We start from the raw sequence: 25334 nt of genomic DNA, 5'->3' as shown, positions 1-25334 counted from the left end.
TCACTCGGGCCCGGCGTATTTCTGAACCAGCTGTGCGATCTCATCCATCAGGCGGTCCAGATCCTCTTCAGAGATCTGGGCCCGCTTGACCTGTACGAGGTACCCATCCCGCTGCTTCTGGGCCTCGTAGAGCACCCCTGCAATCTCTCGGGACTTAGAGGACCGGGAGGAGGCCGTGCGCGGCGCGGCCCCCGGCCCCACCGGCTCGCCCCGCTTCAACTTGGGCAGCAGGGCGCGGTACTGCCGTTTCGGCGTCGTCGTGATATCCACCTGCGCCAGGATGTCATCGCGGTACTCGAGGCATGCGAGCCCGAGCGAGACATCCCCCTGCCCTACCCCCAAACGCTCGGCAATTTCGGTCTGGGTCAGCTCCTGAAGACTCCGCGCCAGCAATCCCACCGAGACCAGCTCTTCGAACCCATTGAGGTTGCGCCGCATGGTGTTCTCGTGAAACCGCTCCTCAAGATCGGCAAGGGCCTTGTCGCCCTGCTCCGTCGAGACGACCGCCCGAACCTTGCGCCCCAGCGCGCGACAGGCTTCCAGCCTCCGGCGCCCTGACTGCAAAAGGAACTTGTCTTTTGTATCCAGTGGGTTATCAGAATCCGGAGCCCATTTCGCGGATTTCGGACGCACACGAATGGGTTGCGTTTGCCCCCGCCGCTTGATGTTGGCCACGAGTGCAGCGAAATCCTCATCCTCTTGCCACGGGGTGAGGCGGTCGCTTCCCAGCGCGTCCTCGATCTGCCCCGGTTCAAGCTCCAAGGCGACGGTCCCGGCAAGGATGCCCTGCTGCAACGAGCCATGCGCGTCCTCGATCCGCTGCTTGAGCATGTTCATGGCAGACCCAGCCCACATTCCCCCCATATTGCTCTTGGGAGGTTCCGTGCTGTCCGGCTCCTGCGTCGGATCGGCGAGAGAGGCGTTGAGTTTGCGTTTGCGTGCCATCAGGTCCATCGCTCCTCAATGAAGGATTTGGCATAGTCGCGTGGGGGAAACTCCGGCCAGATCCGTTGCACCAGCCCGTCATTCACCGCATTGGCATTGGCCAGGAAGGCCTTGGCCGATGCGCGGCGCGTTTTGGGCGGCATGTATTCGTAGATGCTCTTGTACTCTTCGGACGCATTCGCAATCGCATCCGAGCGCGTGTACCAGACCTGCATCACCTCGCGCGGTGCCTTGCGATAGAGATCCAGGATCTGATCCGTGTCCTGGTTGTTCTGTTCCTGCACGATCGTGGGCAATACCATATGCTCCCCCGCGCCGATCTCGATATCCGCCTCGTAGCCCATGATGAATTCGAGATATTCCCCGATATTGGCCACATAGGTGGACAGGGTCGCAAGATCGAAGCCCTTCATCGTTTGCGGGATCACCACGCTATCTGCGGCGATCAATCCGTTGAGCTGCATCAGCGTGAGCGATGGCTGCTGATCGATGACGATCACATCCACGGTCTCGGCCAGTGCCGCCTCGAAGGCAGACGTATCGAAGCTTCCATCGGGCTGACGCAAGCTGTCCAGACGCGTGGCTGGTGGATGGGCGTCAGACCAGAGATCGATAGCGTCCTTCAGGACCCGGTAGACCGGCACCTTCGCCTGCTGCGACATGAAAAAGAGGCTGATATCCCCGTTCTGGATGTTCGCCCCACCTGGGATCAACCGAATTCCGGGCCAGGGCGTGGGTTGCCAGATGGCGTTAAGGTCAGCGCCTTCGCGCTTGCCCAGATCCGTGGCGGCCGGATCCTCGACCCCCATGAAATCGGCCAAGGTCGGCGTGTCAGGCTGGAACAGTGGCAGGTTTTGATCCGCGAAATAGAGGCTCACCGTGGCCTGAGGATCCGCATCGATGATCCCAACCCGAAGACCGTAATGGAGGTTCACATATTGCGCGAAATGGGCCGCGCTGAGGGATTTCCCGGTCCCGCCTTTCTGAGCCCCAAAGGTCACAACCTTGACCGGCTGATCCGGCGTGCGCCAATGAAGATACGCCCGCTTGGCCGCAGGATTGGATCCGATGATCGCCCGGATCTTCATGATCTCAGACGGGGAGAAGGTCCGCTCCCGCCCGCGGCGCTCGCCCTCTGGAAACGCCGGGTCCTCGTTCGACATTCGGGACAGATAGGTTGTGTCCACGGACAAAAGCGCCGACACCTCGACCAGAGAGAAACGCCGCGCAACGCGGGTTCTGAGGGTCAAATCCCTTTGAAGCTTGGTGTTTACCGCCCCCATGACCCGGGTCATATTGCGGATAAACTGTTCGAACTGCCCGTATGCCATCGTTATATCCACGGATATAGGGTCAAGAAGCCAGTTGATCTGGCGTTATAGCTGCTCTCACAGAACAGGATGCTGCGGTGTGACGCAAGCTCCTTTCCGCCATTCTCCACCGTTTCAGATGGCTCCTGAGCAACGCGCGTTTTTTGCTTTGAGGCCGGACCCCAGTGTCCTTCAGCAGTTTCTCCAGCTGAGCTTCCGTGGGCAGTTTCCGCCAATGGCCGGGCCATTTCTTAGCGATGCGGCACAAAACGGACTGCAACTCCTCTGGGGAAAGATCGAGACGTCTGAGGTGGGTTTGAACCAGATGCAATCCGGGCCTGTCGATACGAACCCCGAGACCCTCAAAAAGAGTTTTTAGGTCCGGCGTTATATCCGCGGATATAGGCTTGGGTTCGGCGAACTTGATCGCTTTCGACGTCTCGCTCACAAGCTGTGGGTCAGGCGCGTGCTCGGTCTGAGGATAGGGGGCCCTTCCAAAACACTGACTCCATTCACGCAAAAGATCATCAAATTCATCCACCCTTGTTTGGTTTTCATGATTCTGATTTTTATCCTCTGTATTGCGTTCAACAGGCTGAATGCTGCGTTCAGCTTTCTGGGCACGCGAATTGCTCAGGGAAGCGCGCCAGTCCGCCCAGAAGGTGACCTGATACTTGAGGCGATAGTTGTAGCCATTCGCCGTGCGCTGCTCTTCGGTGGCGACAAGACCCACGCCCCTCAATTCCTTCAGATAGCCGGAGATGGCTGATTTTGAACGACCCAGACGATCACTGAGCTGAGTGAGCGATGGCCAGCAATAGCCTTCCATGTTCGCCATGCGGCAGAGTTCGACGAGTGTGCGAAAAGCCCCGGGTGACAGGTCCATGTCAAGGACACCCACAGGGAGCGCGACAAAGCCTTTGTCGCGGTTGAATGAGATCTGCTCGGACATATTTTCCTCATTCCCGCAATGCAATTTGCTTGCGGGTTGGGTTTCGCCGGGCTATTTTGAAGATGAGATGTGAATAGCCGGCTAGGTTATGATCATGCCCGTGCCGAGTGGTTGCCGCCGCTCGGCACGGGCATTTGAAGGGTCGTCTTCTCCTCTATGCGTGACAAATGCTCCGCAGACCGGAACACACACTGAAGTGACGCAAGCATATCAGGGGCCTGTATTTGTCCCGTGACGGGGTGCCTGCCAATGCACGGTCTTTCGCCGCGTACTCTTGGTATTAGGAGCAGTATATCCTCAAAAGACAAGACTAAGGCAAGATATTCTTGTTTTTGAGGGCTGCGCCCTGCATTGCCCGCCGAAATACCTTGTTTTCAAGGGCCTTCGCTTGAGGCTGGCGGCCTGGTCGACTGACCCCGCCAGTCCAGGATCGCGCATAAATCACGAAAACGCCCCTGTTTTCTGCGAATCTCTTGGGCAGAGACCGGGATCCAGCGGCTACGCGTCCCGGAGAACATCCAGAAAAATTGGACGTGGGCGGGGTAGCCCCCTAGGTTCGGGGCATTGGAGGCCCCCTATGCGATCCCTGCTTCTGACTGTTTTATGCGCTGTGGCGTTTGCCACGGTCGCCCATGCTGACCGTGCAAGCTTTGTCGATCTGGCCAAGCGTGGCTGGAACTACGAGTTGCGCACGACCATGGTGGGTCGGGACATGTCGATCCCGGTCCATATCAACGGCCGCGATCTGGCCGGTGCCAGCCTGTGTCTCGTGGGGGAGAGGCCCCATCCCGCATCGCTCGAGATTATCAACGCCTTTCGCGACCTCGCGCATCATGTTTTCGGCAAGCCGCTGACCATGCGGTATGCGGGTCGCAGTGCCACGGCTTGCGGGGCGGGGCGAACGGTCGTTTTGCGGCTCTATTCCGGCTATCCCCCCAATGGTGATCTGTCGAACGATCTTGGCTGGCTGAACCAGACCTATCAGTTGGGCTTGCCCAAGCGGCGCGCCTACGCGGTGTCCTCCCCCGCGATGGCGCAGACCTTTTTCGGACGCAGGGGGCTCGGCACCCATATCATGGTCAAGCAACCGGCCTTGGAACGGGTCGGCGCCCTCGAGGCACTTTTTTACAAGTCGATCCTGATCGAAGAGCTGTTCCAGTCCTTTAGCTTCGGCATGGATATCATCCTCTTTGACCGCGCGGCAGAGTTTCAGTCGAAACTCCAGGAACTGCCCACAAACCTGCACCGGTTGAACTGGGAATCCCGGGCCTTCATGCGGGCGCTGCTGAACTCAAACCCTCCCGGGCTCTGCGCATTTGATGTGTTCATGCTCCATGCGGTGGCGCAGGCGCCCGTGGATCAGACTGTCGATCCGGCCTTCATTGAATATATCGATCTGGAATATGACCGCCTGCTCATCGAGGCGCAGCACACCATGCAGGACCCGCGCTTTGCCGCGATCATCTCCCCGGGTTGCCAACGCCCCGAGATCTAGGCCCCGGCTCCCCTTCACCAGTTAAGACTTTCTGCGGTGTTTGCGGACTCCCTCTCCTCGGCTACCCTCGCGGGTACGCCGCAAAGACGGCGATGAGGAGGACACATGGATACAAGACCGACCCCCCGCGATGCGGGTGTTGCGGCGCTGAGCGCACAACTTGCAGCTGGTCTTGTGGGCCATGAGAGCCTGATCGAACGTTTGCTGGTGGCTCTGCTGGCCGATGGTCATCTTCTGATCGAAGGTGCGCCTGGGCTGGCCAAGACCCGCGCGGTCAAATGGCTGTCGGATGCCGTGGAGGGCAGTTTTGCCCGCATTCAGTGTACGCCTGATCTCATGCCTTCGGATGTGACCGGCACCCCGGTCTACAAACCTCAGGACGGCGTGTTCGAGTTCGTGCGCGGTCCGGTGTTCAACAACCTTGTTCTGGTGGATGAGATCAACCGCGCCCCGCCCAAGGTGCAATCGGCCCTGCTCGAGGCGATGGCCGAGCATCAGGTGACCGCAGGTGTCGAGACCCATCCCTTGCCCGAGCCCTTTCTGGTGGTCGCCACCCAGAACCCGATCGAGCATGACGGCACCTTTCCCTTGCCCGAGGCGCAGCTTGACCGGTTCTTGCTGCATATCGTGCTCGACCTGCCGGGGCTTGAGACCGAGCGGCAGATCCTCGATCTGGTCGAGGCCGAAACCCAGACGGGCGCGGCCCCGGCGCAATCGCTGTCGCTTGAGGCGTTGAACGCCGCCCGGGCCGAGGTGCGGGCGATCCATCTGGCCCCGGAGTTGCGCGACTATATCGTTCGGCTGGTCATGGCCACGCGCGAAGGGCCTCTGGCGGCGGATGTGGAACATGCGGTTTCCCCGCGTGGCTCGCTCGCCCTGGCCGCAGCGGCACGGGCGCGGGCGCTGCTGCAGGGGCGCGACTATGCCATTCCCGAGGACGTGTCCGAGCTCGCCGGTGACGCGCTGGCCCATCGCATGGTTCTGAGCTGGCGCGCGGTGGCCGATGGGCGCACGCCACGGGATGTGGTGCGCGACATCCTCGCCGCGGTCGAGCCGCTGTGAGCGAGGCGCTTTCTGCGCCGGGGATCGCGCTGCGGGCGGACCCCTTGATCGCCCTGCGCCGAAGGGTCCTGTCGGCAGAGACTCCGCCGGTTCTTGCCGCGCTTCCCGGCGGCTTTGCGACACGGCGCAAGGGGCATGGGCTCGAAGTGGCGGATATGCGCGAATACGTGGCCGGGGATGACATCCGTCATCTGGACCGGGGCACCACCGCGCGCACGGGGCGTCTGCATATCCGCGAGTTTCAGGAAGAGCGTGATCGGGTCACCCTTCTGGTGGCTGATTTCCGACCCGCCATGCTCTGGGGTGTGCGCCGGGCCTTTCGCTCGGTCGCGGCGGCGGAGGCGCTGGTCCTGATCGGCTGGAACGTGATCGAAAGCGGTGGACGCGTGGGCATGATGGCACTGGGGCAGGGGGCTCCGGTCGTGGTGCCGCCCGCCGGGCGCGTGCGCGGGATGCTGAATGTGATTGGCGGTCTTGTGCGGGCCCATGAGGCCGCGCTTGCCGATATGGCGGCGGGGCAGGGCGGCGACCCGTCCCTGGATGCGGCCCTGTCGCGGGCGGATCGTCTCGTCCCCTCGGGCAGCGAGATCGTGATCGCGTCGGGCTTTGATGTGCCTGGCCCGGGACTGGCGGATCGACTGAACGCCTTGGCGCGGCGCCGGGTGCCCCGGCTTGTCATGATCCGCGACGGGCAGGACCTGCCCCGGGGTGTCTATCCGATCGTCACCCGGGATGGGCAACGCCTGCGCGTTGCTTTGGGCGGGGGCGCAGAGGCGAAAGACAGCACCGCCGCGCCGGTCCAGACGGTGGCCGGGCATAGCGCGCTCGTGCTGGATGCCGGGGCCGAGATCGAGGCGACCGCACGACGTATCGCGGCGGCCTTCCCGGCGGAGCGCGCGGCATGAGCGACCGCGCTCTCAGCGAAGAGGCCATGCTGGCCAGCCTGCGGGACATCCACTTGCCAGCCCTCGCACCCGGCGGTTCCCTGGCCGAGCTGTGCGTGGCGGTGGGGCTGGCGGCCCTCGCGGCGCTGGTGCTGGCGGCAGGTCTCCGGGCCCTGACGGTACGGCGGCCCCGCCCCGCATCCAGATCGCTGCAGGACCGGATCGCGACGCTCCAGACCCTGCCTGAGGACGCGCGCCGCGTCGCCCTGTTGCACCTGATCCGCGAGCATGCGCCCGACCGCTATGCCGAACTGCGCGGCACGCTCTATGCGCCTGACGGTGGCCTGCCCCTCGGCAGTCTCGAAAGCGAGGTGGCGCGCCTTGTTTGATCTTGCCGACCCCTGGATCCTTTTGCTCCTGCCGCTGCCGCTTCTGGCGCTGCGTGTGGCACGGGCGGGGCAGGTGACCGGCAGCGCCATCCACGTGCCCGAGCGCATCGGCGATGCTCTGGTCGCGGCGGGGCGGCCCAAGGGGGGCGCGCAGCTGGTGAACCGGCGCAGCATGGCCCTCTGGCTGATCTGGGCGCTGGTGCTGTTGGCGATCTCCGGACCGCGGGATCTGGCCCCGGTCTCGGCGCTCAAGGTCTCGGGACGGGATCTGGCCATCGTGCTGGACCTGTCCGGATCCATGGTGCGGGACGATTTCCATCTGGGCGACCGGCCCGTCACGCGGCTGGAGGCCGTGACCACCGTGGGGGCGGATTTCGCCCGCCGCCGGGCCGGGGACCGGGTGGCACTGGTTGTGTTCGGGTCCGAGGCCTATTTCGCAGCCCCCTTCACCTTTGACACGGACTCCGTTGCACGCCGGATCGAGGAAGCGACGATCGGCATCTCGGGGCGGGCCACGAACATCTCGGATGGGCTCGGCCTCGCGCTCAAACGTCTGGCGACCAGCGAGGCGGAAAGCCGGGTGGTCATCCTGCTCTCGGACGGGATCAACAATGCCGGGGCCACCAATCCGCGCGGTGTCGCCGAACTGGCCGCCCGTCGCGGGGTGCGGGTGCACACGATTGCGCTGGGGCCCAAGGACCTGACCACGGCCGAGGTCGGAGAGCGCGGCGTGGTCGACGCCGCCACCTTGCGTGCCATTGCGCAAATCTCGGGCGGGGAAAGCTTCCGGGTGCGCACCACCGAGGACCTGCTGGCCGTGACCGAGGCGCTGGATCGTCTCGAGGCGACCGATAGCGAGGGGCTCGCCGCCGAGATCTATCGCGAATACTGGGTCTGGCCCGCGACACTGGCCGCGATGATCGGGGTCTGGTTCGGCTGGCGGGAGCTGTCATGACCGGGCTCGACGTGACCCTCTTGCGGCCTGTCTGGCTGCTGGCGCTTTTCGCACTGGCCGGGTTCGGCTGGTGGGTGCTGCGCCGCCGTGGCGGTCTCGGCGATTGGCAGCGGGCGGTGGATCCCGCGCTTCTCAGGGCCATGGCCGCCTTGGGCCGCGTCGATAGCCAAAGCAGTCGCGCGCCGCTCTGGGCGCTTCTGACCACGCTGGCGGTGATCCTTCTGGCGCTCTCGGGACCGGCTATCGAGCGGCGTGAGACCCTGTCCTATCGCAATCTCGACGGGGTGCTTTTCGTGGTCGATGCCTCGGCCAGCGTCACAGAGGATGCGCGCTGGCCACAGATGCTGACCATGGGTCGGTTCGGACTGGCCGCTCTGGGCACGCGGCCCGGGGGGCTGATCGTCTATGGCGGTGATGCCTATGTGGCGACGGACATGACCGGCGATCACCTGCAGCTCGGGCAGACCCTGTCACTGCTGAGCGCCGAGACGGTGCCCGATGGCGGCTCGCGCCCGGAACGCGCCCTTGCCCTCGCCGCGCAACTGCTGGCCGATGCAGAGGTGATCGCAGGGGATGTGGTCCTCTTTACCGATGGCGACGGGCTTGGCCCCGCCTCTCTCCGGGCTGCCGGAGAGATCGCTGCACAGGGCGCGCGGCTGTCGCTGGTCTCGCTGCTGGAGCCGCGCCCGGGCTTTGCCACCCATGCGGCGGCGGGGCAGGGTGCTGTTTTCACGCTGGAGCAGACCGACGCCTTTTCGGACTGGGTTCAGGAGGATGCCCGCACCCGGCTGGAGGCGCAGGATTACCCGCTGCTTTTCTGGAAGGACATGGGCCGGTATCTTCTCGCGCTGGCGCTGATACCGCTGCTGCTGCTGTTCCGAAAGGGGGCCGCATGAAGGCGCTGGCCATTGTCGCTGCCCTGGCCTTCGTGCTTGCGGCGCTGCTCGGTGGGGGCGCGCCCTATGGCCGGGTCCTTCTGGCGCTGGGGATGCCGGGTCTGGCCGCGCCGTTCTTCGCGGATGTCGAATGGCAGGGGGTCGCGCACTACAGGGCGGGGGACTATGACGCCGCCGCCGGGCTCTTTGCCGAGGCGCGCGCCTTCTACAATCTGGGCAATGCCGAGGCCCATCGCGGGCAGCATGCCGCCGCGCTGGAAGCTTTCGATCTGGCCGATGCGCGGGGCGACCCGGATGCGCGGGCAAACTTCGATGTGGTCGCGGCCTATTACGCAGGGCTGGGCATCGACCCCGAGGCGCTGGGGCTCTTCCCCGAGCGCAAGGAGGGGCCGCAGGAGGACAGCTTCGTGGCGCGCGGCGATGCTCGCGCGGCGGGCACGGGCAGCGAGGTGACGAACTCCAACACCATGCTGGGTCTGGCCGAGCTCGACAGCCGGGGCCGTCTCGGGGTGCGGCGGGTCTTTGACGACAAGTTCATGATTGCCGATGAACGCTGGCTGGAGCAGCTCAGCGATGTGCCGGGCGAGTATCTCGCCGCGCGGATCTCGGCGGAATTCAAACGGCGCCAGAAGCTCGGCCTCTCGCCCCCCAAGGCGGAGGATCCGCGATGAAGGCCCTGTTCCTGTGTCTGCTCCTGCTCGTACCGGGGCTTGCCGCGGCACAATCCAGTCAGGTCCTGCCCGAGGAGCTGGAAATCTGGGTCGAGCTCGAAGAGACCGATTATATGCCCATGGAACGGGAGATGGTGCTGATCACGCTCCGGGGGATCTATCGGCGGCACATCACCCGCGAAGAGATCGTGCAGCCGGATTTCGAAGGGTTCAGCTGGACGCAGCTTGGTGCGGATACCTGGCGGGAAGAGCGTCTGAACGGTGCCAAGGTCAAGACCTTTACCCGGCGCATGGCGGTCTATCCGGACCGGGCGGGCCGTCTGACAATCGGCGCCTTCACCCACAAGCTGACCCTGACGGATGAGGCGGATGAATGGTTCGAGCATCGGATCGAGACCGCGCCGGTGACGATCGAGGTAGCCCCGGCGCCCGCGACGCAGGGCGCGGACTGGTGGTTCCCGGTCAAGACGCTGCAGGTGTCGGACAATTGGTCGAACGCGCCGGATCAGCTCGCCCCGGGCGAGGGGGTCTTGCGCATCGTGCGGGTCGAGGCGCTGGGAGTGACGCCCGAGATGATCCCCCCGATGCCCGATCTGACCTCGCCCTCGGCGATGATCTTTCCCCATCCGGAGAAACGCTTTGTCGAGCTCTCACCCCATGGGCCGATTTCCTATGCGTTCTGGCGCTGGACGATCCGGCCCGGCAATGACACCTCGACCATCGTCGAGCCGTTGACCTTTCGCTATTTCGACACGGACAACCGCGAGGATCGGTCGGTCACGATTTCGGCGCAACGGGTGGCCTTCGGCACCGTGACCCCGGAGGCGCCTGAGACCTCACAAGCGCCTGCAGCGCTGGTACAGGCCAGCTTGCCGGGGTGGCCCGTTGGCCTTCTGGCGGCGGTGGTCTTTCTGGGCGGGGCCGGTTGGGCGCTTCTGGGGCGTGCGTTTCGGGGGCTGTCGGCCCTGCACCGGTTTGCCCTGTTCGACCCTCTTGCGCGGGGGATGCGCCGGGCCGCGCGGGCCGGTGAGGTCGCGCAAAGTCGCAGGATGGCCCGGCGGATCGTGGATCGGGACGGGCCGTCCGAGGCCCGGCTTGCCCTGCTGCGTGGCTTGGATCAGGCGGTGTTCGACCCGCGCGCCACGGCCCCGGATCTGACGGCCTTCGCGCGGTCTTTTCTGGCCGAAAAACCATGAGGCCGCGCGGGCCATCGCAGGGGGATGTCCCCTTCGACAGACCGTTCCGACACGGTCCGATGACGCGGCACCGTTGAAATGATTTGATTTCTAGGTAGGGTTGAGTCCCGGGGGAGGAAAACATGCAAACGCTACGTTCGGCGATCGAAGCCCGACCTGTGTCATCGATCCTTATCGTGGATGACCATCCGCTCTATAGCGATGCGCTCGAATCCGCGCTTGAGATGATGTTCGCGGGCTGTGATATCCGCAAGGCGCAGACCCTGAATGCGGCGCTGGAGACTGCGGAGCAGGGATTTGACCCTGATCTCGTGATGTTCGACCTCAAGCTGCCGGACGTGACCGGTGTTTCGGGGTTCAAGACCCTGCGCAATCGCCTGCCGAACTCGCGCATCCTTGTGATCTCGTCCCTGGCCTCGGTCGAGCTGGTCCAATCCCTGCTGAGCGAGGGGGCCGCGGGGTTTCTGCCCAAGGACACTTCCGCTTCGCAGCTCCGCTCGGTGCTGGCCAAGATTGCCGCCGGGCGCACCTATGTGCCCAAGGATTTCCGCAAGGCCGAGACCGAGGATACCGAAGGTCTCGCCGCCGAGTTCGACCACCCGAAGCTCGCCGAGCTCACCCCGCAGCAACAGCGCATCATGCGCCTTATCTGCAAAGGCAAGCCGAACAAGGAAATCGCCTATGAGCTGTCGCTTGCCGAGGCCACTGTGAAGGCGCATATCACCGCGCTCTTGCGGCGGCTGGGCGCGCGCAACCGCACCGAGGCGGTGGTGGTCGTCGAAGAGGCCATGGCCGAGCAGCGCGGGGATGAACCCGAAGCCCGCGCCTTCTTGCGTCGATAGGGAAGGGAGCGGATGCGCGATCATTTCATGGATCCCTCGATTGTGCAGGTGGCGGTCTCGCACCTGACCTCCGCGCGCGAGGCGGCGCTGGACGCTGCGGCGCGGATCAGCCTTGCAGAGACCCGCTTCGTGCTGGCCTTCGTGCCCGGTGACATGCCGAAGGACGACGTGGCCAGCGCCTTGGACGAGGCCTTGGCCGGGGTGCCTGTCTTTGGCTGTTCAACTGCGGGCCAGATCACGGATCAGGGCTACGAGACCCGGGCGCTTCTGCTGCTGGCCTTTCCCAAGAAGCATTTCCGCTGTTCCTCGGTCCTGCTGGCGCCATTGGATCCGATTGCGCCCACGGCGCTGGCCACGACCGCGCAGCGCCATGCGCAGGAGTTCCAGCACACGGCAGGCTGGAAACGGCTGGGCTTGATCTTCTCAGACGGGGTGTCGCAGCAGGAGGACGTGCTGGTCTCGACCCTCGAGGCGGTGCTGAGCGATCTGCCGATCTTTGGCGGCTCGGCGGGGGATTCCCTGCGGTTCGAGCAGACCTTCGTTCTGCACAAGGGCGTGGCGCATACCAACTCGGCGGTCCTGCTGATGCTGGAGACCGATCTCGAATTTCAGGGCGTGGGCTTTGACCATTTCCTGCCCTCGGGGGCACCTCTGGTCATCACCGGGGCGGATCCGCTGGCCCGCAAGGTGTTTGAGATCAACGGCGCGCCGGCGGCCGAGGAATATGCCCGGCTGGTCGGCTGCAAGCTCGAGGATCTGTCGCCCACGATCTTTGCCGAGAACCCGATGCTGGTGGAGTATCGCGACCGTCACTATGTGCGCGCGATCTCCGATGCGGATGATGATGGGGGGCTGTCCTTCATGGCCGCCATCGATGACGGATTGATCATGACCCTCGGCAAGGGACAGGAGATCCTGCAAACGCTTGAGACCGGGTTGCGGCGACAGGACCGCCTCGGGGAACAGCCTGACTTCATTCTCGGGTTCGACTGCGTGCTGCGCAAGCTCGAGATCGAGCAGAAACAGCTGGCCCGCGCGGTCTCGGATATTCTCTGTTCCTCCCGGGTGTTCGGGTTCAACACCTATGGCGAGCAGTATTGCGGCGTTCACATGAACCAGACATTCGTGGGGGTCGCCTTTTTCGGGCCGGGGCGGGGCTATGTCATATGAGCATGGTCAACCCCTATGATCCGCCGCAGGTGCAGATCGAGAAACAGGCCCGCATCATCGACGCGCTCGTGCGCCGCGCCAACCGCCAGAGCGAGATCGGGCCCTCGGCCTACCGGGCCTTCCAATCCGCCATCGACCTGCAGCAGCAGGTGGCCGCCCAGACCTTGGAGCTCGAGACAGTCCGCTCCGAGCGCGAGCGCACCCGCAAGACGCTGGTCGAGGCGCTGTCCTCCATGGGGGAGGGGGTCGCGCTCTTCTCGGATGAGCGGCTCAATATCTGCAACGACCTGTTTCGCGGGCTGCTGCCGGATATCTCGCACAAGATCATCCCGGGCCTGTCCCTGTCCCATTACCTGGAACTGGTCGAGATCAGCGCCCGCGTGGTCTCTACGGACCGCAAGCTGTCGGTCCTGCGCCAGACCCTGAAGGTGCGCCAATCGGCAGGCGCCACCACTGCGCTGGTGGTCGAGCTGGTCGATGACCGTTGGTACCAGCTCAGTATTCAGCAGACCTCGGTCGAGAACACCGTGGTTCTGATGACCGAGATCACCGCCCTCGTCCGCCGCAACCGGATGGAGAAGGAACACCTGATCGACCGGCAGGCCGATTACCTGGCAGCGGTGTTCCAGAACATGGGGTCGGGGGTCTGCTCCTTCTCGGCGGAGGGCGAGGTGATCATGCAGAATGGCCGCTTCCGCGAGATCCTGGGCGTGCCGCTGACCCTGTTGCAGCCGGGCACACCGCTGAGCACCCTGCTCGACTTCCTGCGCACCCGGTCGCTGATCTCCGAGGATGCCTGGCTGCGGGTGGATGAATGGCGCGACGAGCTGCGCCGCAAGGGCGCGCTGGTGCGGCGGGTGAACCACGGATCGGACCGGGTGCTCGACGTGCATGCGAATGTGCTGCCCGATGGCGGGTTTCTGGTCGAGCTCAAGGATGTGACGCTCGAGACCCAGACCACGGAGCTTCTGGAGAACCGGGTGATGGCCCGCACCGCCGAGCTGACCCGGGCGAATGAACAGCTCACGGCGCAATACGAGGAAAAGGCCCGGGTCGAGGAAGAGCTACGCCTGTCCAAGGAGCGGGCCGAGGCAGCGGTCTCGTCCAAGACCCGGTTTCTCGCCGCGGCGAGCCACGACCTGTTGCAGCCGATCAACGCGGCCAAGCTGCTGATCTCGACCCTGCAGGAGGCCACTCGCGAGACCGGGTTTCAGCCCATGGTCAAGCGGCTGAAGGGGGCGTTCTCCTCGGCGGAGAACCTGTTGCACTCGCTGCTCGACATCTCGCGACTCGAGAGCGCGGATCCGGACGCAGTCTCGGTCATGGCGGTGGATCTCGGCGCATTGATGGAAAGCGTGCGCGACGATCAGTCCCCGCTTGCAGCCCGCAAGGGCGTGCGGCTGACGGTGGTGCCCTGCTTACTCTTTGTGCGCTCGGATCCGGTCTACCTGATGCGGTCGATCCAGAACCTTGTGGTGAACGCCGTGCAATACACCGAACCCGGCGGACGGGTGCTGGTGGGGGCGCGGCGCAGGGGCGATCACGTGGTCGTCGAGGTCTGGGATACGGGGGTCGGCATCGCCGAGAAGGATCAGGCGCGGATCTTCGAGGAATTCACCCGGGGCGACGACGTGCAGCTCGGCTCGGGTGTGGGGCTTGGCCTGTCGATTGTCGACCGGGCCTGCCGCCTGCTGGGCCATGAGCTGTCGGTGCGCTCCAAACCCGGCTGGGGCTCTGTGTTCCGCATGAACATCGCCTTGGCGGATGGGGTGCCGATCCGGCGCGAGGCCCAGAGTGCTCTGGCCGATGAGAGCGGTCACCCGATCGATCACATCGTGATGGTGATCGAGAATGACGAGGATGTGCTCTACGGCACGATCCAATGGCTGGAGCAATGGGGGGCGAGCGTGCTCGCGGCGCGCTCCACCGAAGAAGCGCTGGCCCATGTGAACGACATGGGCATTCCGCCGGATATCATCCTCGCTGATTACCAGCTCGACGGTCCGGATACGGGCATCATGGCGATCACCGCCATCCGCGAGATCACCGGCAGCGATGTGCCCGCGATCATGATCACCGCCGATCGCAGCGAACTGGTGCGGCGTCTCGGGCTCGAGAATGACCTGACGGTGATGACAAAGCCCGCCGCGCTCAGCCGGTTGCGGCCCCTGATCGATTGGAAGATCCGCCGCCACGCCGCCGCCGCCGCGCATCAGAGGGCACAGGTCGAGACGCAACTACAGACAAAGGTCGGCGGTGACAGGGCATAGCGACGCCCGCACAGTCGGTTCAAGGGGAGGACAAGAATGAAAAAGACAATGTTGAGCCTGGCGGTCGGAGCGGTGTTGAGCGCCTCGGTCGCCGTCGCCGCGCCTCTGGAAGGCGAGAAAACCTACGAGATGCTGTTCCGCAACGGGACCCTGGACACGGTCGCGCGGGATGCCGAGCTGGTCTATAGCCGGACGGTCAGCAACAGCCTGAAACCCGAAGCGGCCGAGCGCGATACGGGCGCCGTCGCCCTCAGTTTTCGCGAGGGAGAGGCGGTGATGGCCATGCTCGAGTTCCGGCAGGATGGCAAGCATCGGGCGCTGGGGACCTTCCCGGCCAGTGTGGGCAATCCGATGATCATGTATTTCTACGAGACCGTCGTGCGCGACATGGCCGAGGCCGCAGGCGGCAGCCCGTTTTACATCCGCAACCGGGTCAAGGAGGCGCTGGTCAAACCCTCGGACATCACCGCCGGAGAGGCCGTGATCGATGGTAAGACCGTCGAGACGCGCACCATCCGGATGATGCCCTTCGAGGGGGATCCGAATGTGGACCGGATGCGCGGTTTCGGAGATCTGGAATTGCGGGTCACCATGTCGGATGCCGTGCCCGGCTGGTACATGAGCCTTGAGGCCGAGGCCGCAGGCGGGGAGGTCTACAGCAACACCCTCGCCTTCGACCGCCTCGACACGGCGCAATGAAGGCGCGCGCCCTGATCGCCGCGGCCAGCGCGGCCCTGATTCCCGCCTTGATTCCGGCGCTGGTCCAGGCCGAGAGCGTGGCCGAGCGGCTCAACGACTACCCGACCGCGGCGCGGGCGGATTATGTCTTTGCCTGCATGGTCACCAATGGCCAAACCCGCGAGATGCTGGACCGTTGCTCCTGCTCGATTGACGAGATCGCGTCGATCCTGTCCTACGAGGATTACCTCGCCGCAGAGACGGTTCTTTCGATGCGGCGGGTCGGTGGCGAACGGATGTCGTTTTTCCAGAACGCCGCCATGGCCGAGAACATCGTCGCGGATCTGCGCCGGGCCCAGGCCGAGGCCGAGGTGATCTGCTTCTGATCCTGACGGGTCACGAAAAAGGCCGCCGCCCCGATAGCGAGGCGGCGGCCTGATCCTTGGCGCGGTATGCGTCTAGCCGGTCACGCTCTTGGCGAGCACGGATTCGAAGCTATTGCCATCGGTATCTGTCGCCTTGACCGTCAGGGTCTCGGCCCCGTTGTCGTTATAGCCAAAGCGGAAGACCGGGTTCTCGGCAATCGAGATGCCGCCATCCATGGTGAAGAGGAGCTCGTCACCCTGCCAGACCTCCAGATGGTCGATGAAATGGGCGGGGATGAAGAGCTGTGTGATCTGATCCCGCTGCAGGCCGGAATAGTTCGGGTGGCGCACCATGATCTGAGCCTCGCGCCGGGGCGTGGACATCTGAGCGCTGCTGTCGAAGGATTTCAGCTTCATCTTGCCCATATTGGCCAGAGCTGCCGCCGCGTCCTTGGTCGCCGGGGCCGAACACCCGCCCGAGGCTTTCACATAGCGGCCCGTCATGTGGAACCCGTCCTCGGTCTCGGCGATGACGCGCACATTGGAATACTGATCCACCCGGACCCGCAATTCGAAATCCAGCGCGCCCATGCCATCGCCAAAGGTGAAGACCCCCGCAACCGGCGCAGGGTTTTCGTCCACGACCACAGTGGCCGCGCGAATTTGCGCGTTCGGGTCGGTTTGTTTCAGTTGGATCGGCACGGTCGCGGCATCATGGGCGCGGTAGGGCGCGTCCACGGACAGGATCCCGTCGGCCGAGGCCAGAGCCACATCGCCCAGCACATCCTCGCGCAGATCCTCCCAAGTGGCGCTCGCGGTCAACGGATTCTGAACAGCGTCTCCCGCCCAGACCGGTCCTGCGGTCAGGGCCGCCAAGGCAGCAGCGCAAATCAGTTTTGGGGCCATAATCTTCTCCTCCCGGGTGAAAACTTGACACTTATGCCATAAAAATACGCAAAATGACACAGGATCCCGGGAGGCGACGGGTTTCACAATCGCGTGTATCCGCCCTGCAGGAGGACAGCCCCCGTGTTTGAAGCCATCGTAACCCTCTGTGTTTCGCTTGAGGCGGGCCCGTGCCGCGACCATCTGCTGCCGGGGTTCGAGGCCGCCAGCCAGGCGGCCTGTCTCCGGCAATTGCAAGATCGCGCGCCCGATCTGGGCATCGCGGGGCTCCTGCCCAAGGGCGCGCCCGAATGTGCGCCGGTGGGTCCGCCGCTCGAGATGACCGAGGTGGCGGCAGGGGTCTTTGTCCATCGCGGGGCGATTGCGGAACCGGACACAACGAATCGCGGGGATGTCTCGAACCTGGGCTTTGTGGTCGGCGAGACCAGCGTGGCCGTGATCGACAGTGGCACCGCCCGCTGGATGGGCGAGGGGACCTGGCGCGCCATTCGGGCGGTGACCGACAAACCCGTGAGCCACATCATCCTGACGCATATGCATCCTGACCATGTCTTTGGCGCGTCGGTCTTCGTCGAGGCTGGCGCGCTGGCCGTCGGACACGCGGACCTGCCCCGGGCCCTGATCAACCGGCAGGCCAACTATCTCGAGAGCCTTGGGCGGCTCATGGGGGCCGAGGCCTTGCTCGGGACCAAAGTTACGACGCTCGACCAGTTTGTCGAGTCCGGGGCCGAGATCGATCTGGGGGGGCGGGTGCTCCGGCTCGAGACCTGGCCGACCTCCCATACAGGGACGGATCTGACCGTGCTGGATCAGGGCACGGGCGTGCTCTTTGCCGGGGATCTGGTTTTTGATCAGCATACGCCCGCGCTCGATGGCAGTCTTCTGGGCTGGCGCGCGGTCATGGCGGAGCTGGCGCAGCGCGAGGTCACCGGGGTGGTGCCGGGTCATGGCGGCCCGCTTCTCGACTGGCCGGTGGGGGCCGCGGACATGCTCCGCTATCTCGCAGTGCTCGAGCGGGACACGCGACAGGCTCTGGATGAGGGCGCCCGGCTCGGCGATGCGGTCGAGGTGATCGCGGCCGAGGAAAAAGACCATTGGCAGCTCTTTGAAGCGTATAATCCGCGCAACGCCACCGTCGCCTTTACCGAGCTGGAATGGGAATAGGCGGCCCTACTCGACCACCGCCACGCGCTGCAACATCTGGGCAATCCCGAAGAGCCGCCGTTCCAGCAGGGTGGGGGTCTCGCATAGATAGGCGATGTTGCGCTGGCGGTCCGTATAGATGATCTGGTCCCAGTCGATCTTCTCTTCCAGGGCGTCCACCGCGTCGAAATCCGGCGCATCCTTGGCCATCTGCACATCCATGGCGACGCGGTTCGCGTCGATCTGTTCGGCCAACGCGATCTGGCTCAACGAGAAGTCCCCAATACCGTTGATGATCCGGCTGCGGCGCTTGGACAGGGTGTCGAACACCGTGTAGAACGCCAGCCCCAGCGCCTCGGGATCCCCGCCATAGGTCTCGGCAAAAGCCGCGACGCGAGGCTCCAGTTCTTCGAGGGGGACCCGGCGCAGGGACAGGTATCCGGCCAGCTCGCGCACATCTTGGTCGCGGGCCTCGTCCGGGGCCACCGCAGCAGGGTCCAGAGGAAAGGCCCACATCAACCCCGGGGACAGCGTTTCGACTTTCCGTTGGACGCATGGCCAAGTGGGATCCGAGTAATCCGCCGCCAATGCGGGCAGGGACGGGGCCAGAAGTGCAAGGGAAAGCGCCAGAGGTCTGAACATGGGACATCCTTTCTCAGGTGTCCCCGCAGTATGACCAACCGGCTTTCGCGTGTCCAATCTTCCGAATACCCACCATTGTCTTAATTGATGGATTGAACCTCGCCCGCCCATAGTCATCCTACGACCATGGTGGCATGCGTCACCCTGGTCAGTGGGAGGACAATTTATGAGAACACGCGCTGCGGTGGCTGTGGCCGCTGGGAAGCCTTTGGAAATCATGGAGGTGAACCTCGAAGGCCCGAAGGCCGGCGAGGTCCTCGTCGAGGTCAAGGCAACCGGCCTGTGTCACACCGATGAGTTTACCCGGTCCGGTGATGACCCCGAGGGGATCTTCCCCGCCATCCTCGGCCATGAAGGCGCAGGCGTCGTGATCGAGATCGGTGAAGGCGTGACATCGCTAGAGGTCGGGGATCACGTGATCCCGCTCTACACTCCGGAATGCCGGGAATGCGAATACTGCCTCAACCCCAAGACGAACCTCTGTCAGAAGGTGCGCGCCACGCAGGGCCAGGGCCTCTTGCCTGATGGCTCGACCCGGTTCTCGATGCTCGATGGCACGCCGATCCACCATTACATGGGCTGCTCGACCTTCGCGAACCATACGGTGGTCCCGGAGATCGCGCTGGCCAAGGTCCGCAAGGACGCGCCCTTTGACAAGATCTGCTATATCGGCTGCGGCGTGACCACGGGGATCGGCGCGGTGATCAACACCGCCAAGGTCGAGATCGGCTCGCGCGGGATCGTCTTTGGCCTCGGTGGCATCGGCCTCAACGTGATCCAGGGCCTGCGTCTGGCGGGTGCGGATCAGATCGTCGGCGTTGACCTGAACGATGGCAAGGTCGAGATGGCCACCCATTTCGGCATGACCGATTTCGTGAACCCCTCCAAGATCGAAGGCGATCTGGTGGCGCATCTGGTCGAGCTGACCGGGGGCGGCGCGGATTACACCTTCGACGCGACGGGCAATGTGGGCGTGATGCGCACGGCGCTCGAAGCGGCCCACAAGGGCTGGGGCGAGAGCGTGATCATCGGCGTGGCGCCTGCGGGGGCCGAAATCTCCACCCGTCCGTTCCAGCTGGTCACGGGCCGGGTCTGGCGTGGCACGGCCTTTGGCGGTGCGTCCGGACGGACGGATGTGCCGAAGATTGTCGACTGGTACATGGACGGCAAGATCGAGATCGATCCGATGATCACCCACAAGCTGACCCTGGACGAGATCAATCACGGCTTCGACCTGATGCACAGAGGTGAATCCATTCGCGCCGTCGTGGAGTTCTGAGGCGTGGTCGATCTGGTTTCAGAAAACCGGAGCTTCGGCGGGACCCAGAAGGTCTTCACCCATGCCTCGGCCACCTGTGGCTGCGACATGACCTTCGCAGCCTATCTGCCGCCGCAGGTGGCGGATGGGCCGGTGCCGGTGCTGTGGTATCTGTCCGGGCTGACCTGTACCCATGAAAACGCCATGGTCAAAGGCGGCTTCCAGGAACACGCGGCAGAGCATGGCGTCGCGGTGGTCTTTCCCGACACTTCGCCCCGGGGCGAGGGGGTGGCGGATGACGATGCCTATGATCTGGGGCAGGGGGCGGGGTTCTATGTGAATGCCACCCGCGACCCGTGGAAGCCGCATTTCCAGATGTATGACTACATCCTGCAGGAGTTGCGCGGGCTCGTGGTCGAAACCCTGCCCGTGCAGGACCGCCACGGCATTACCGGCCATTCCATGGGCGGGCATGGCGCGATCACCATGGCGCTGCGCAATCCGGACATGTTCACCTCGCTCTCGGCATTCGCGCCGATTGCCCATCCGACTCAATCCGATTGGGGCCGCAAGCAGCTCAGCGCCTATCTCGGCAATGACGAGGCAGCCTGGTCCGAGCATGATTCCACGATCCTGCTCAAGGAGCATGGCTGGAAGGGCGACCTGCTGGTGGATCAGGGCGCGTCGGACCAGTTCCTCGACCTGCTCAAGCCCGAGGCCCTGGCCGAGGCGCTGACCGCCCGGCGCCAGCCCGGTCAGGTCCGTATGCAGGCGGGCTACGACCATTCCTATTTTTTCGTGAACACCTTTGCGGGCGACCATGTTGAATGGCACGCCGCGCGCCTGAACTGACATAACGGAAAGGGAGATTATGATCCGGAACCTCCTCGCAGCGACCTGTCTTCTGACGATGCCCATGGCCGCGCTGGCCGATGGTCACATCGCCGGAGACGCGGCAGCAGGCGAAAAAGTGTTCCGCAAATGCAAGGCCTGCCACCAGGTGGGGGCCGATGCCAAGAACCGCGCGGGACCCGTGCTCAACGGCGTGGTCGACCGCGCAGTCGGTTCGATTGAAGGTTTCAAATACTCGGACGCGCTGGCCGGCCTGAATGCCGACGGCACCGTCTGGAGTGTTGAAAACCTCGAGGCGTTTCTCACCAAACCCAAGGATTATGCAAAAGGCACGAAGATGGCCTTTGCCGGTCTGCGGAAAGAAGAGGACCGCCAAAACGTGATTGCCTATCTCGCCTCCTTCGGGGCGGACGGGATTTAAGGCAAGACTTTCTGCGGGGTCGAGGAGGAACGTGGCCCCGAAGAAATGAACGACAAGATGCTCGGCCCAAATCGGGGGCGACCATCACTCTTGCGGTGTTTTCACCGCTTTTCTGGGAGGAATATTGATGAGAAAGCTTTCGCTTCTAACATCAGGTATAGCTCTTTGTGCCGCCTCGGTTGCGTATGCAAATGACGACCTGATCGCCCAAATGGACAATTCGGAACAATGGGCGATCCAGACCGGCGACTACAAGAACCAGCGCTATTCCGAGCTTGACCAAATCAATGCTGACAATGTGGGCGACCTGCAGGTGGCCTGGACATTCTCGACCGGTGTGCTGCGGGGCCATGAGGGTTCGCCGCTGGTGATCGGCAACACGATGTACGTGCACACGCCGTTCCCGAACATCGTCTACGCGCTCGATCTGGCCAATGAAGGCAAGATCATCTGGAAGTACGAGCCCAAGCAGGATCCGGACGTGATCCCGGTGATGTGCTGCGACACGGTGAACCGTGGTGTGGCCTATGCGGATGGCAAGATCTTCCTGCACCAGGCGGACACCAAGGTCGTCGCACTCGACGCTAATACAGGTGACGTGCTCTGGGAAGCGCAGAATGGCGACCCCGCCATTGGCGAGACCAACACCGCAACGGTTCTGCCTGTGAAAGACAAGGTCATCGTCGGCATCTCGGGCGGTGAGTTCGGTGTGCGTGGGCACGTGACGGCCTACAACATGGAAACCGGCGAGCAGGAATGGCGCGCCTATTCCATGGGACCGGACAGCGATATCCTTGTTGATCCGGAAAAAACCACGCATCTGGGCAAGCCTGTTGGCGTCGATTCCGGTACGAACACCTGGGAAGGTGATCAGTGGATGATCGGCGGCGGCACCACCTGGGGCTGGTATTCCGCGGATATGGACGAGAACCTGTTCTACTACGGAACCGGTAACCCCTCGACCTGGAACCCGGCGCAGCGCCCGGGCGACAACCGTTGGTCCATGACCGTCATGGCGCGGGACATCGACACCGGTGAAGCCAAGTGGTTCTACCAGATGACCCCGCATGACGAGTGGGATTATGACGGCGTCAATGAAATGATCCTTACGGAGCAGGAAATTGATGGCGAGGAGCGCAAGCTTCTGACCCACTTCGACCGCAACGGTCTGGCCTACACCATGGACCGCGTCTCTGGTGAGCTGCTCGTCGCCGAGAAGTTCGATCCGGTTGTGAACTGGACCACGGGTGTCGACATGGACCCCGAGTCCGAGACCTATGGTCGTCCGGCGGTTGTGGCCCAGTACTCCACCGAGCAGAACGGCGAAGACGTGAACTCCACCGGCATCTGCCCGGCGGCTCTTGGCACCAAGGACCAGCAGCCTGCGTCCTACTCGCCCAAGACCGAGATGTTCTACGTCCCGACCAACCACGTCTGCATGGACTATGAGCCGTTCCGCGTGTCCTACACCGCTGGTCAGCCCTATGTGGGTGCGACCCTCGCGATGTATCCGGCGCCGGACAGCCATGGCGGTATGGGCAACTTCATCGCCTGGGACAACATCAATGGCGAGATCAAGTGGTCCATCCCCGAGAAGTTCTCGGTGTGGTCCGGTGCTCTGGCCACTGCGGGTGACGTGGTGTTCTACGGCACGCTCGAAGGTCACCTGAAGGCGGTGCACGCGGACACGGGCGAGGAGCTCTATCGCTTCAAGACCCCGTCCGGCATCATCGGCAACGTGATGACCTATGAGCATGACGGTCGGCAGTATATCGGCATCCTGTCGGGTGTTGGTGGCTGGGCCGGGATCGGCCTTGCGGCTGGCCTGACCAACCCCAATGACGGTCTGGGCGCTGTTGGCGGCTATGCCGCGCTGAGCGACTACACCGCTCTGGGTGGTCAGCTGACCGTGTTCGCCCTCCCGAACTAAGCCCGGTTCGTGAAGAGACTGGGGTTGGCGCGTCCCGCGATGCGCCAACCCCGTGGTCCAACCCCTAGCTATTGAAAGGCCAGCAGAATGATGCGCTCCGCAGCCCCCCTCGCGATCGCCGCAGCCGTCGCGGCCGCCTTGACCGCAACCGTTGTTTACGCGGCAAACTGGTCCGATCAGGACGTCGATCCGGCGGGTGAGTACCCGGAAATTCCGGTCGCCTACACCGAGGATGGACGGTATTTCACCGAAGAAGACATCCCGACCTACAACATCGCCGAGGACGGTACCGTGGACTGGCTGACCTTTAACGGGTTCCGCCGCTATCACGCCGAGTGCCATGTCTGCCACGGCCCCGACGGAGAGGGGTCGAGCTACGCCCCCAAGATCAAGAATTCCGCCATCAACATGGGTTATTACGACTTCTTCGACGTGGTCGTGAATGGTCGTCAGGTTGGCAACTCGGTCATGCCCCATTTCGGCGACAACAAGAACGTCATGTGCTACCTCGACGACATCTACGTCTATCTAAAGGCCCGTGCCGTGGATGCCGTTCCGCGCGGCCGCCCCGCCAAAAAGGAAGCCAAGAGCGACCTGATCCGCGAGGAAGAGAATGGCTGCATGGGCTAAGACGCTTGGCACCCTGGCCGCGACCCTGGTGATCGGGGTCGCGCTGGCCGATGGGGCAGAGGCGCAGACCTCGGATCTGGTCTCGACCAATGCTCTGCGGGTCTGTGCGGATCCGGCAAACCTGCCCATGTCCGCCAAGACCGAGGACGGGTTCGAGAACACGCTGGCCGAGCTCATCGGCTCCAAGCTCGAGCTGCCGGTCCAATACACGTGGTATCCCATGGCCACGGGGTTCATCCGCAACACGCTCAAGGCCAAGCAATGCGATCTGGTGATCGGCTATGCCCAGGGTCATGAACTGGTTTTGAACACCAACCATTACTTCACCTCGGTCTATTCCCTGATCGTGCCGGCCGGTGGGGACCTTGCGGGCGTGACCTCGCTGCAGGATCCGGCCCTCAAGGGGCGGCGGATCGGGATCATCGCAGGCACACCGCCCTCGGCCCATCTGGCGCGCAACGGGTTGGTGGGCAAGGCCAAGGCCTACAACCTCGTGGTGGATCGCCGCCACGAAAGCCCGGCGGCGGATATGCTCAACGATCTGGAGGCGGGCGATATCGACGCCGCGATCCTCTGGGGGCCCATCGGCGGCCCGTTGGTCAAGCAGAACCACCCGGATCTCAAGCTCATCCCGCTTGTAAGCGAGACGCTGCCCCCGCGGCTTTTCTTCCGGATCACCATGGGCGTACGGCAAGGCGAGAAGGTCTGGCAGCGCAAGCTCAACTCCCTGATCCGTCGCCATCAGGACGAGATCAACGCCGTGCTCTTTGACGCGGGCGTGCCATTGGTGACGGATCTGGGCAAAGAAGTGATCGAGCCTCCGCAATGATCCGGGCGCTCGCCCTTCTGCTGTGGTTGCCGCTGGTGGCCACTGCGCAGACGGTGCCCGAGCCAGATGACTACCGGATGGATCATTACCGCGCGCCGGTGCCCGCAACCTTGCGCGGGGCCACGGTGATCGGGCCCGAAGCCGCCCATGCCCTTTGGAAATCGGGGGAGGCGGCCTTCATCGATGTCATGCCCCAGGCCCCGAAACCGGCGAACCTGCCCGAGGGCACGATCTGGCGCGACAAGCCGCGCAACTCGATCCCCGGCGCCCTATGGCTGCCCAATGTGGGCTACGGCGCCGTGGCCGAGATCACGGCCGCCTATTTTCGCGACGGCCTCGCCCGGGCCACGGGCGGGGACAAGAGCCATCCGGTGGTGATCTTCTGTCTCGAGGATTGCTGGATGAGCTGGAACGCGGGAAAACGCGCCATCGAATGGGGTTACACAGCGGTCCACTGGCTCCCTGAGGGCAGCGATGGCTGGATGCTCTGGGACTACCCGCTGGAGCGGATCAAACCCGAAGAACCACAGCCTCAGGCCAACTGACCCGGCCCCTCCCCTCAAAAAGACGCGCCTCACCCTGCCGTCAGGTGTTACGCTGGTTCGAGGAGACACATTGTGAGATTCGTCCGGATCGGCCTGCG

General features: G+C 63.9%; 26 protein-coding genes. 21 read left to right on the top strand and 5 right to left on the bottom strand.

The window, feature by feature from the left end; all coding sequences use genetic code 11:
- Genes ACP150_RS20805 through ACP150_RS20795 form a run of 3 tightly spaced genes read right to left on the bottom strand, consistent with a single transcriptional unit; the run spans nt 1 to nt 3207 of the window.
- Nucleotides 1–945, bottom strand: coding sequence for a ParB N-terminal domain-containing protein (locus tag ACP150_RS20805; RefSeq protein WP_424968634.1), 945 nt, complete (start codon nt 943–945; stop codon nt 1–3).
- Entirely contained in the window at nt 945–2276 is a 1332-nt protein-coding gene (locus ACP150_RS20800) for an AAA family ATPase (RefSeq protein WP_424968633.1), read from the bottom strand. Before ACP150_RS20800 ends, ACP150_RS20805 begins: the two co-directional genes overlap by 1 nt.
- A 22-nt stretch (nt 2277–2298) precedes the next feature.
- A complete protein-coding gene (locus tag ACP150_RS20795; RefSeq protein ID WP_424968632.1) occupies nt 2299–3207 on the bottom strand; it encodes a helix-turn-helix domain-containing protein in 909 nt (302 codons plus the stop codon).
- Nucleotides 3208–3784: 577 nt separating this feature from the next.
- On the opposite strand from ACP150_RS20795, the gene ACP150_RS20790 reads away from it, so the two are divergent.
- From ACP150_RS20790 to ACP150_RS20730, 13 genes are all read left to right on the top strand, one after another.
- A complete protein-coding gene (locus ACP150_RS20790) occupies nt 3785–4702 on the top strand; it encodes a hypothetical protein (RefSeq protein ID WP_424968631.1) in 918 nt (305 codons plus the stop codon).
- 105 nt (nt 4703–4807) lie between these two features.
- Nucleotides 4808–5764: an AAA family ATPase gene (locus ACP150_RS20785; protein WP_424968630.1), complete on the top strand. Its 957-nt coding sequence runs from the start codon at nt 4808–4810 to the stop codon at nt 5762–5764.
- Nucleotides 5761–6669 (top strand): DUF58 domain-containing protein, encoded by a 909-nt coding sequence (locus ACP150_RS20780; RefSeq protein ID WP_424968629.1) that lies wholly within the window; start codon nt 5761–5763, stop codon nt 6667–6669. The genes ACP150_RS20785 and ACP150_RS20780 overlap by 4 nt, the downstream gene beginning before the upstream one ends.
- Entirely contained in the window at nt 6666–7037 is a 372-nt protein-coding gene (locus tag ACP150_RS20775; protein WP_424968628.1) for a hypothetical protein, read from the top strand. Before ACP150_RS20780 ends, ACP150_RS20775 begins: the two co-directional genes overlap by 4 nt.
- Nucleotides 7030–7992, top strand: coding sequence for a VWA domain-containing protein (locus tag ACP150_RS20770; RefSeq protein WP_424968627.1), 963 nt, complete (start codon nt 7030–7032; stop codon nt 7990–7992). Before ACP150_RS20775 ends, ACP150_RS20770 begins: the two co-directional genes overlap by 8 nt.
- On the top strand, nt 7989–8888 hold the full coding sequence (locus ACP150_RS20765) for a VWA domain-containing protein (protein ID WP_424968626.1): 900 nt from the start codon (nt 7989–7991) through the stop codon (nt 8886–8888). Before ACP150_RS20770 ends, ACP150_RS20765 begins: the two co-directional genes overlap by 4 nt.
- On the top strand, nt 8885–9559 hold the full coding sequence (locus ACP150_RS20760; RefSeq protein WP_424968624.1) for a hypothetical protein: 675 nt from the start codon (nt 8885–8887) through the stop codon (nt 9557–9559). The genes ACP150_RS20765 and ACP150_RS20760 overlap by 4 nt, the downstream gene beginning before the upstream one ends.
- Entirely contained in the window at nt 9556–10755 is a 1200-nt protein-coding gene (locus tag ACP150_RS20755) for a hypothetical protein (RefSeq protein WP_424968623.1), read from the top strand. Before ACP150_RS20760 ends, ACP150_RS20755 begins: the two co-directional genes overlap by 4 nt.
- Before the next feature lie 122 nt (nt 10756–10877).
- Nucleotides 10878–11597 (top strand): response regulator, encoded by a 720-nt coding sequence (locus ACP150_RS20750; protein WP_424968622.1) that lies wholly within the window; start codon nt 10878–10880, stop codon nt 11595–11597.
- 12 nt (nt 11598–11609) lie between these two features.
- Nucleotides 11610–12767, top strand: coding sequence for an FIST N-terminal domain-containing protein (locus ACP150_RS20745; RefSeq protein ID WP_424968621.1), 1158 nt, complete (start codon nt 11610–11612; stop codon nt 12765–12767).
- The gene (locus tag ACP150_RS20740; protein ID WP_424968620.1) at nt 12764–15037 is read left to right on the top strand and encodes a PAS-domain containing protein; all 2274 of its coding nucleotides are present in this window, start codon (nt 12764–12766) and stop codon (nt 15035–15037) included. The genes ACP150_RS20745 and ACP150_RS20740 overlap by 4 nt, the downstream gene beginning before the upstream one ends.
- Nucleotides 15038–15073: 36 nt before the next feature.
- Nucleotides 15074–15736, top strand: coding sequence for a hypothetical protein (locus tag ACP150_RS20735; RefSeq protein WP_424968619.1), 663 nt, complete (start codon nt 15074–15076; stop codon nt 15734–15736).
- A complete protein-coding gene (locus tag ACP150_RS20730) occupies nt 15733–16101 on the top strand; it encodes a hypothetical protein (RefSeq protein WP_424968618.1) in 369 nt (122 codons plus the stop codon). The genes ACP150_RS20735 and ACP150_RS20730 overlap by 4 nt, the downstream gene beginning before the upstream one ends.
- Nucleotides 16102–16173: 72 nt before the next feature.
- On the opposite strand, the gene ACP150_RS20725 is transcribed toward ACP150_RS20730, so the two are convergent.
- Nucleotides 16174–16986 (bottom strand): quinoprotein dehydrogenase-associated SoxYZ-like carrier, encoded by an 813-nt coding sequence (locus ACP150_RS20725; protein ID WP_424968617.1) that lies wholly within the window; start codon nt 16984–16986, stop codon nt 16174–16176.
- 123 nt (nt 16987–17109) lie between these two features.
- On the opposite strand from ACP150_RS20725, the gene ACP150_RS20720 reads away from it, so the two are divergent.
- Nucleotides 17110–18150: a quinoprotein relay system zinc metallohydrolase 2 gene (locus ACP150_RS20720; protein WP_424968616.1), complete on the top strand. Its 1041-nt coding sequence runs from the start codon at nt 17110–17112 to the stop codon at nt 18148–18150.
- Between the two features lie 6 nt (nt 18151–18156).
- Here the strand turns inward: ACP150_RS20720 and ACP150_RS20715 are convergent, their stop codons facing one another.
- A complete protein-coding gene (locus ACP150_RS20715) occupies nt 18157–18771 on the bottom strand; it encodes a hypothetical protein (RefSeq protein ID WP_424968615.1) in 615 nt (204 codons plus the stop codon).
- Nucleotides 18772–18937: 166 nt separating this feature from the next.
- On the opposite strand from ACP150_RS20715, the gene ACP150_RS20710 reads away from it, so the two are divergent.
- From ACP150_RS20710 to ACP150_RS20680, 7 genes are all read left to right on the top strand, one after another.
- On the top strand, nt 18938–20050 hold the full coding sequence (locus ACP150_RS20710) for an S-(hydroxymethyl)glutathione dehydrogenase/class III alcohol dehydrogenase (protein WP_424968614.1): 1113 nt from the start codon (nt 18938–18940) through the stop codon (nt 20048–20050).
- A gap of 3 nt (nt 20051–20053) precedes the next feature.
- Entirely contained in the window at nt 20054–20881 is an 828-nt protein-coding gene (fghA, locus tag ACP150_RS20705; RefSeq protein ID WP_424968613.1) for an S-formylglutathione hydrolase, read from the top strand.
- A 19-nt stretch (nt 20882–20900) separates the two neighbouring features.
- The gene (locus ACP150_RS20700; protein WP_424968612.1) at nt 20901–21302 is read left to right on the top strand and encodes a c-type cytochrome; all 402 of its coding nucleotides are present in this window, start codon (nt 20901–20903) and stop codon (nt 21300–21302) included.
- Between the two features lie 127 nt (nt 21303–21429).
- The gene (locus ACP150_RS20695) at nt 21430–23232 is read left to right on the top strand and encodes a methanol/ethanol family PQQ-dependent dehydrogenase (protein ID WP_424968611.1); all 1803 of its coding nucleotides are present in this window, start codon (nt 21430–21432) and stop codon (nt 23230–23232) included.
- An 87-nt stretch (nt 23233–23319) separates the two neighbouring features.
- Entirely contained in the window at nt 23320–23862 is a 543-nt protein-coding gene (locus ACP150_RS20690) for a c-type cytochrome, methanol metabolism-related (protein WP_424968610.1), read from the top strand.
- On the top strand, nt 23846–24691 hold the full coding sequence (locus ACP150_RS20685) for a substrate-binding domain-containing protein (protein WP_424968609.1): 846 nt from the start codon (nt 23846–23848) through the stop codon (nt 24689–24691). The genes ACP150_RS20690 and ACP150_RS20685 overlap by 17 nt, the downstream gene beginning before the upstream one ends.
- Nucleotides 24688–25236: a PQQ-dependent catabolism-associated CXXCW motif protein gene (locus ACP150_RS20680; protein WP_424968608.1), complete on the top strand. Its 549-nt coding sequence runs from the start codon at nt 24688–24690 to the stop codon at nt 25234–25236. Before ACP150_RS20685 ends, ACP150_RS20680 begins: the two co-directional genes overlap by 4 nt.
- Nucleotides 25237–25334: the final 98 nt, after the last annotated feature.

The organism is Dinoroseobacter sp. S375, assembly GCF_049800775.1.
GTDB lineage: Bacteria > Pseudomonadota > Alphaproteobacteria > Rhodobacterales > Rhodobacteraceae > Dinoroseobacter.
This window is presented reverse-complemented; position numbering and strand designations above follow the sequence as displayed.

What these genes read in the sequence shown, in the direction of transcription:
- ACP150_RS20805 (WP_424968634.1), bottom strand. Translation starts at nt 945, where the DNA reads ATGGCACGCAAACGCAAACTCAACGCCTCTCTCGCCGATCCGACGCAG.
- ACP150_RS20800 (WP_424968633.1), bottom strand. Translation starts at nt 2,276, where the DNA reads ATGGCATACGGGCAGTTCGAACAGTTTATCCGCAATATGACCCGGGTC.
- ACP150_RS20795 (WP_424968632.1), bottom strand. Translation starts at nt 3,207, where the DNA reads ATGTCCGAGCAGATCTCATTCAACCGCGACAAAGGCTTTGTCGCGCTC.
- ACP150_RS20790 (WP_424968631.1), top strand. Translation starts at nt 3,785, where the DNA reads ATGCGATCCCTGCTTCTGACTGTTTTATGCGCTGTGGCGTTTGCCACG.
- ACP150_RS20785 (WP_424968630.1), top strand. Translation starts at nt 4,808, where the DNA reads ATGGATACAAGACCGACCCCCCGCGATGCGGGTGTTGCGGCGCTGAGC.
- ACP150_RS20775 (WP_424968628.1), top strand. Translation starts at nt 6,666, where the DNA reads ATGAGCGACCGCGCTCTCAGCGAAGAGGCCATGCTGGCCAGCCTGCGG.
- ACP150_RS20765 (WP_424968626.1), top strand. Translation starts at nt 7,989, where the DNA reads ATGACCGGGCTCGACGTGACCCTCTTGCGGCCTGTCTGGCTGCTGGCG.
- ACP150_RS20760 (WP_424968624.1), top strand. Translation starts at nt 8,885, where the DNA reads ATGAAGGCGCTGGCCATTGTCGCTGCCCTGGCCTTCGTGCTTGCGGCG.
- ACP150_RS20755 (WP_424968623.1), top strand. Translation starts at nt 9,556, where the DNA reads ATGAAGGCCCTGTTCCTGTGTCTGCTCCTGCTCGTACCGGGGCTTGCC.
- ACP150_RS20750 (WP_424968622.1), top strand. Translation starts at nt 10,878, where the DNA reads ATGCAAACGCTACGTTCGGCGATCGAAGCCCGACCTGTGTCATCGATC.
- ACP150_RS20745 (WP_424968621.1), top strand. Translation starts at nt 11,610, where the DNA reads ATGCGCGATCATTTCATGGATCCCTCGATTGTGCAGGTGGCGGTCTCG.
- ACP150_RS20740 (WP_424968620.1), top strand. Translation starts at nt 12,764, where the DNA reads ATGAGCATGGTCAACCCCTATGATCCGCCGCAGGTGCAGATCGAGAAA.
- ACP150_RS20735 (WP_424968619.1), top strand. Translation starts at nt 15,074, where the DNA reads ATGAAAAAGACAATGTTGAGCCTGGCGGTCGGAGCGGTGTTGAGCGCC.
- ACP150_RS20730 (WP_424968618.1), top strand. Translation starts at nt 15,733, where the DNA reads ATGAAGGCGCGCGCCCTGATCGCCGCGGCCAGCGCGGCCCTGATTCCC.
- ACP150_RS20725 (WP_424968617.1), bottom strand. Translation starts at nt 16,986, where the DNA reads ATGGCCCCAAAACTGATTTGCGCTGCTGCCTTGGCGGCCCTGACCGCA.
- ACP150_RS20715 (WP_424968615.1), bottom strand. Translation starts at nt 18,771, where the DNA reads ATGTTCAGACCTCTGGCGCTTTCCCTTGCACTTCTGGCCCCGTCCCTG.
- ACP150_RS20710 (WP_424968614.1), top strand. Translation starts at nt 18,938, where the DNA reads ATGAGAACACGCGCTGCGGTGGCTGTGGCCGCTGGGAAGCCTTTGGAA.
- ACP150_RS20700 (WP_424968612.1), top strand. Translation starts at nt 20,901, where the DNA reads ATGATCCGGAACCTCCTCGCAGCGACCTGTCTTCTGACGATGCCCATG.
- ACP150_RS20695 (WP_424968611.1), top strand. Translation starts at nt 21,430, where the DNA reads ATGAGAAAGCTTTCGCTTCTAACATCAGGTATAGCTCTTTGTGCCGCC.
- ACP150_RS20690 (WP_424968610.1), top strand. Translation starts at nt 23,320, where the DNA reads ATGATGCGCTCCGCAGCCCCCCTCGCGATCGCCGCAGCCGTCGCGGCC.
- ACP150_RS20685 (WP_424968609.1), top strand. Translation starts at nt 23,846, where the DNA reads ATGGCTGCATGGGCTAAGACGCTTGGCACCCTGGCCGCGACCCTGGTG.
- ACP150_RS20680 (WP_424968608.1), top strand. Translation starts at nt 24,688, where the DNA reads ATGATCCGGGCGCTCGCCCTTCTGCTGTGGTTGCCGCTGGTGGCCACT.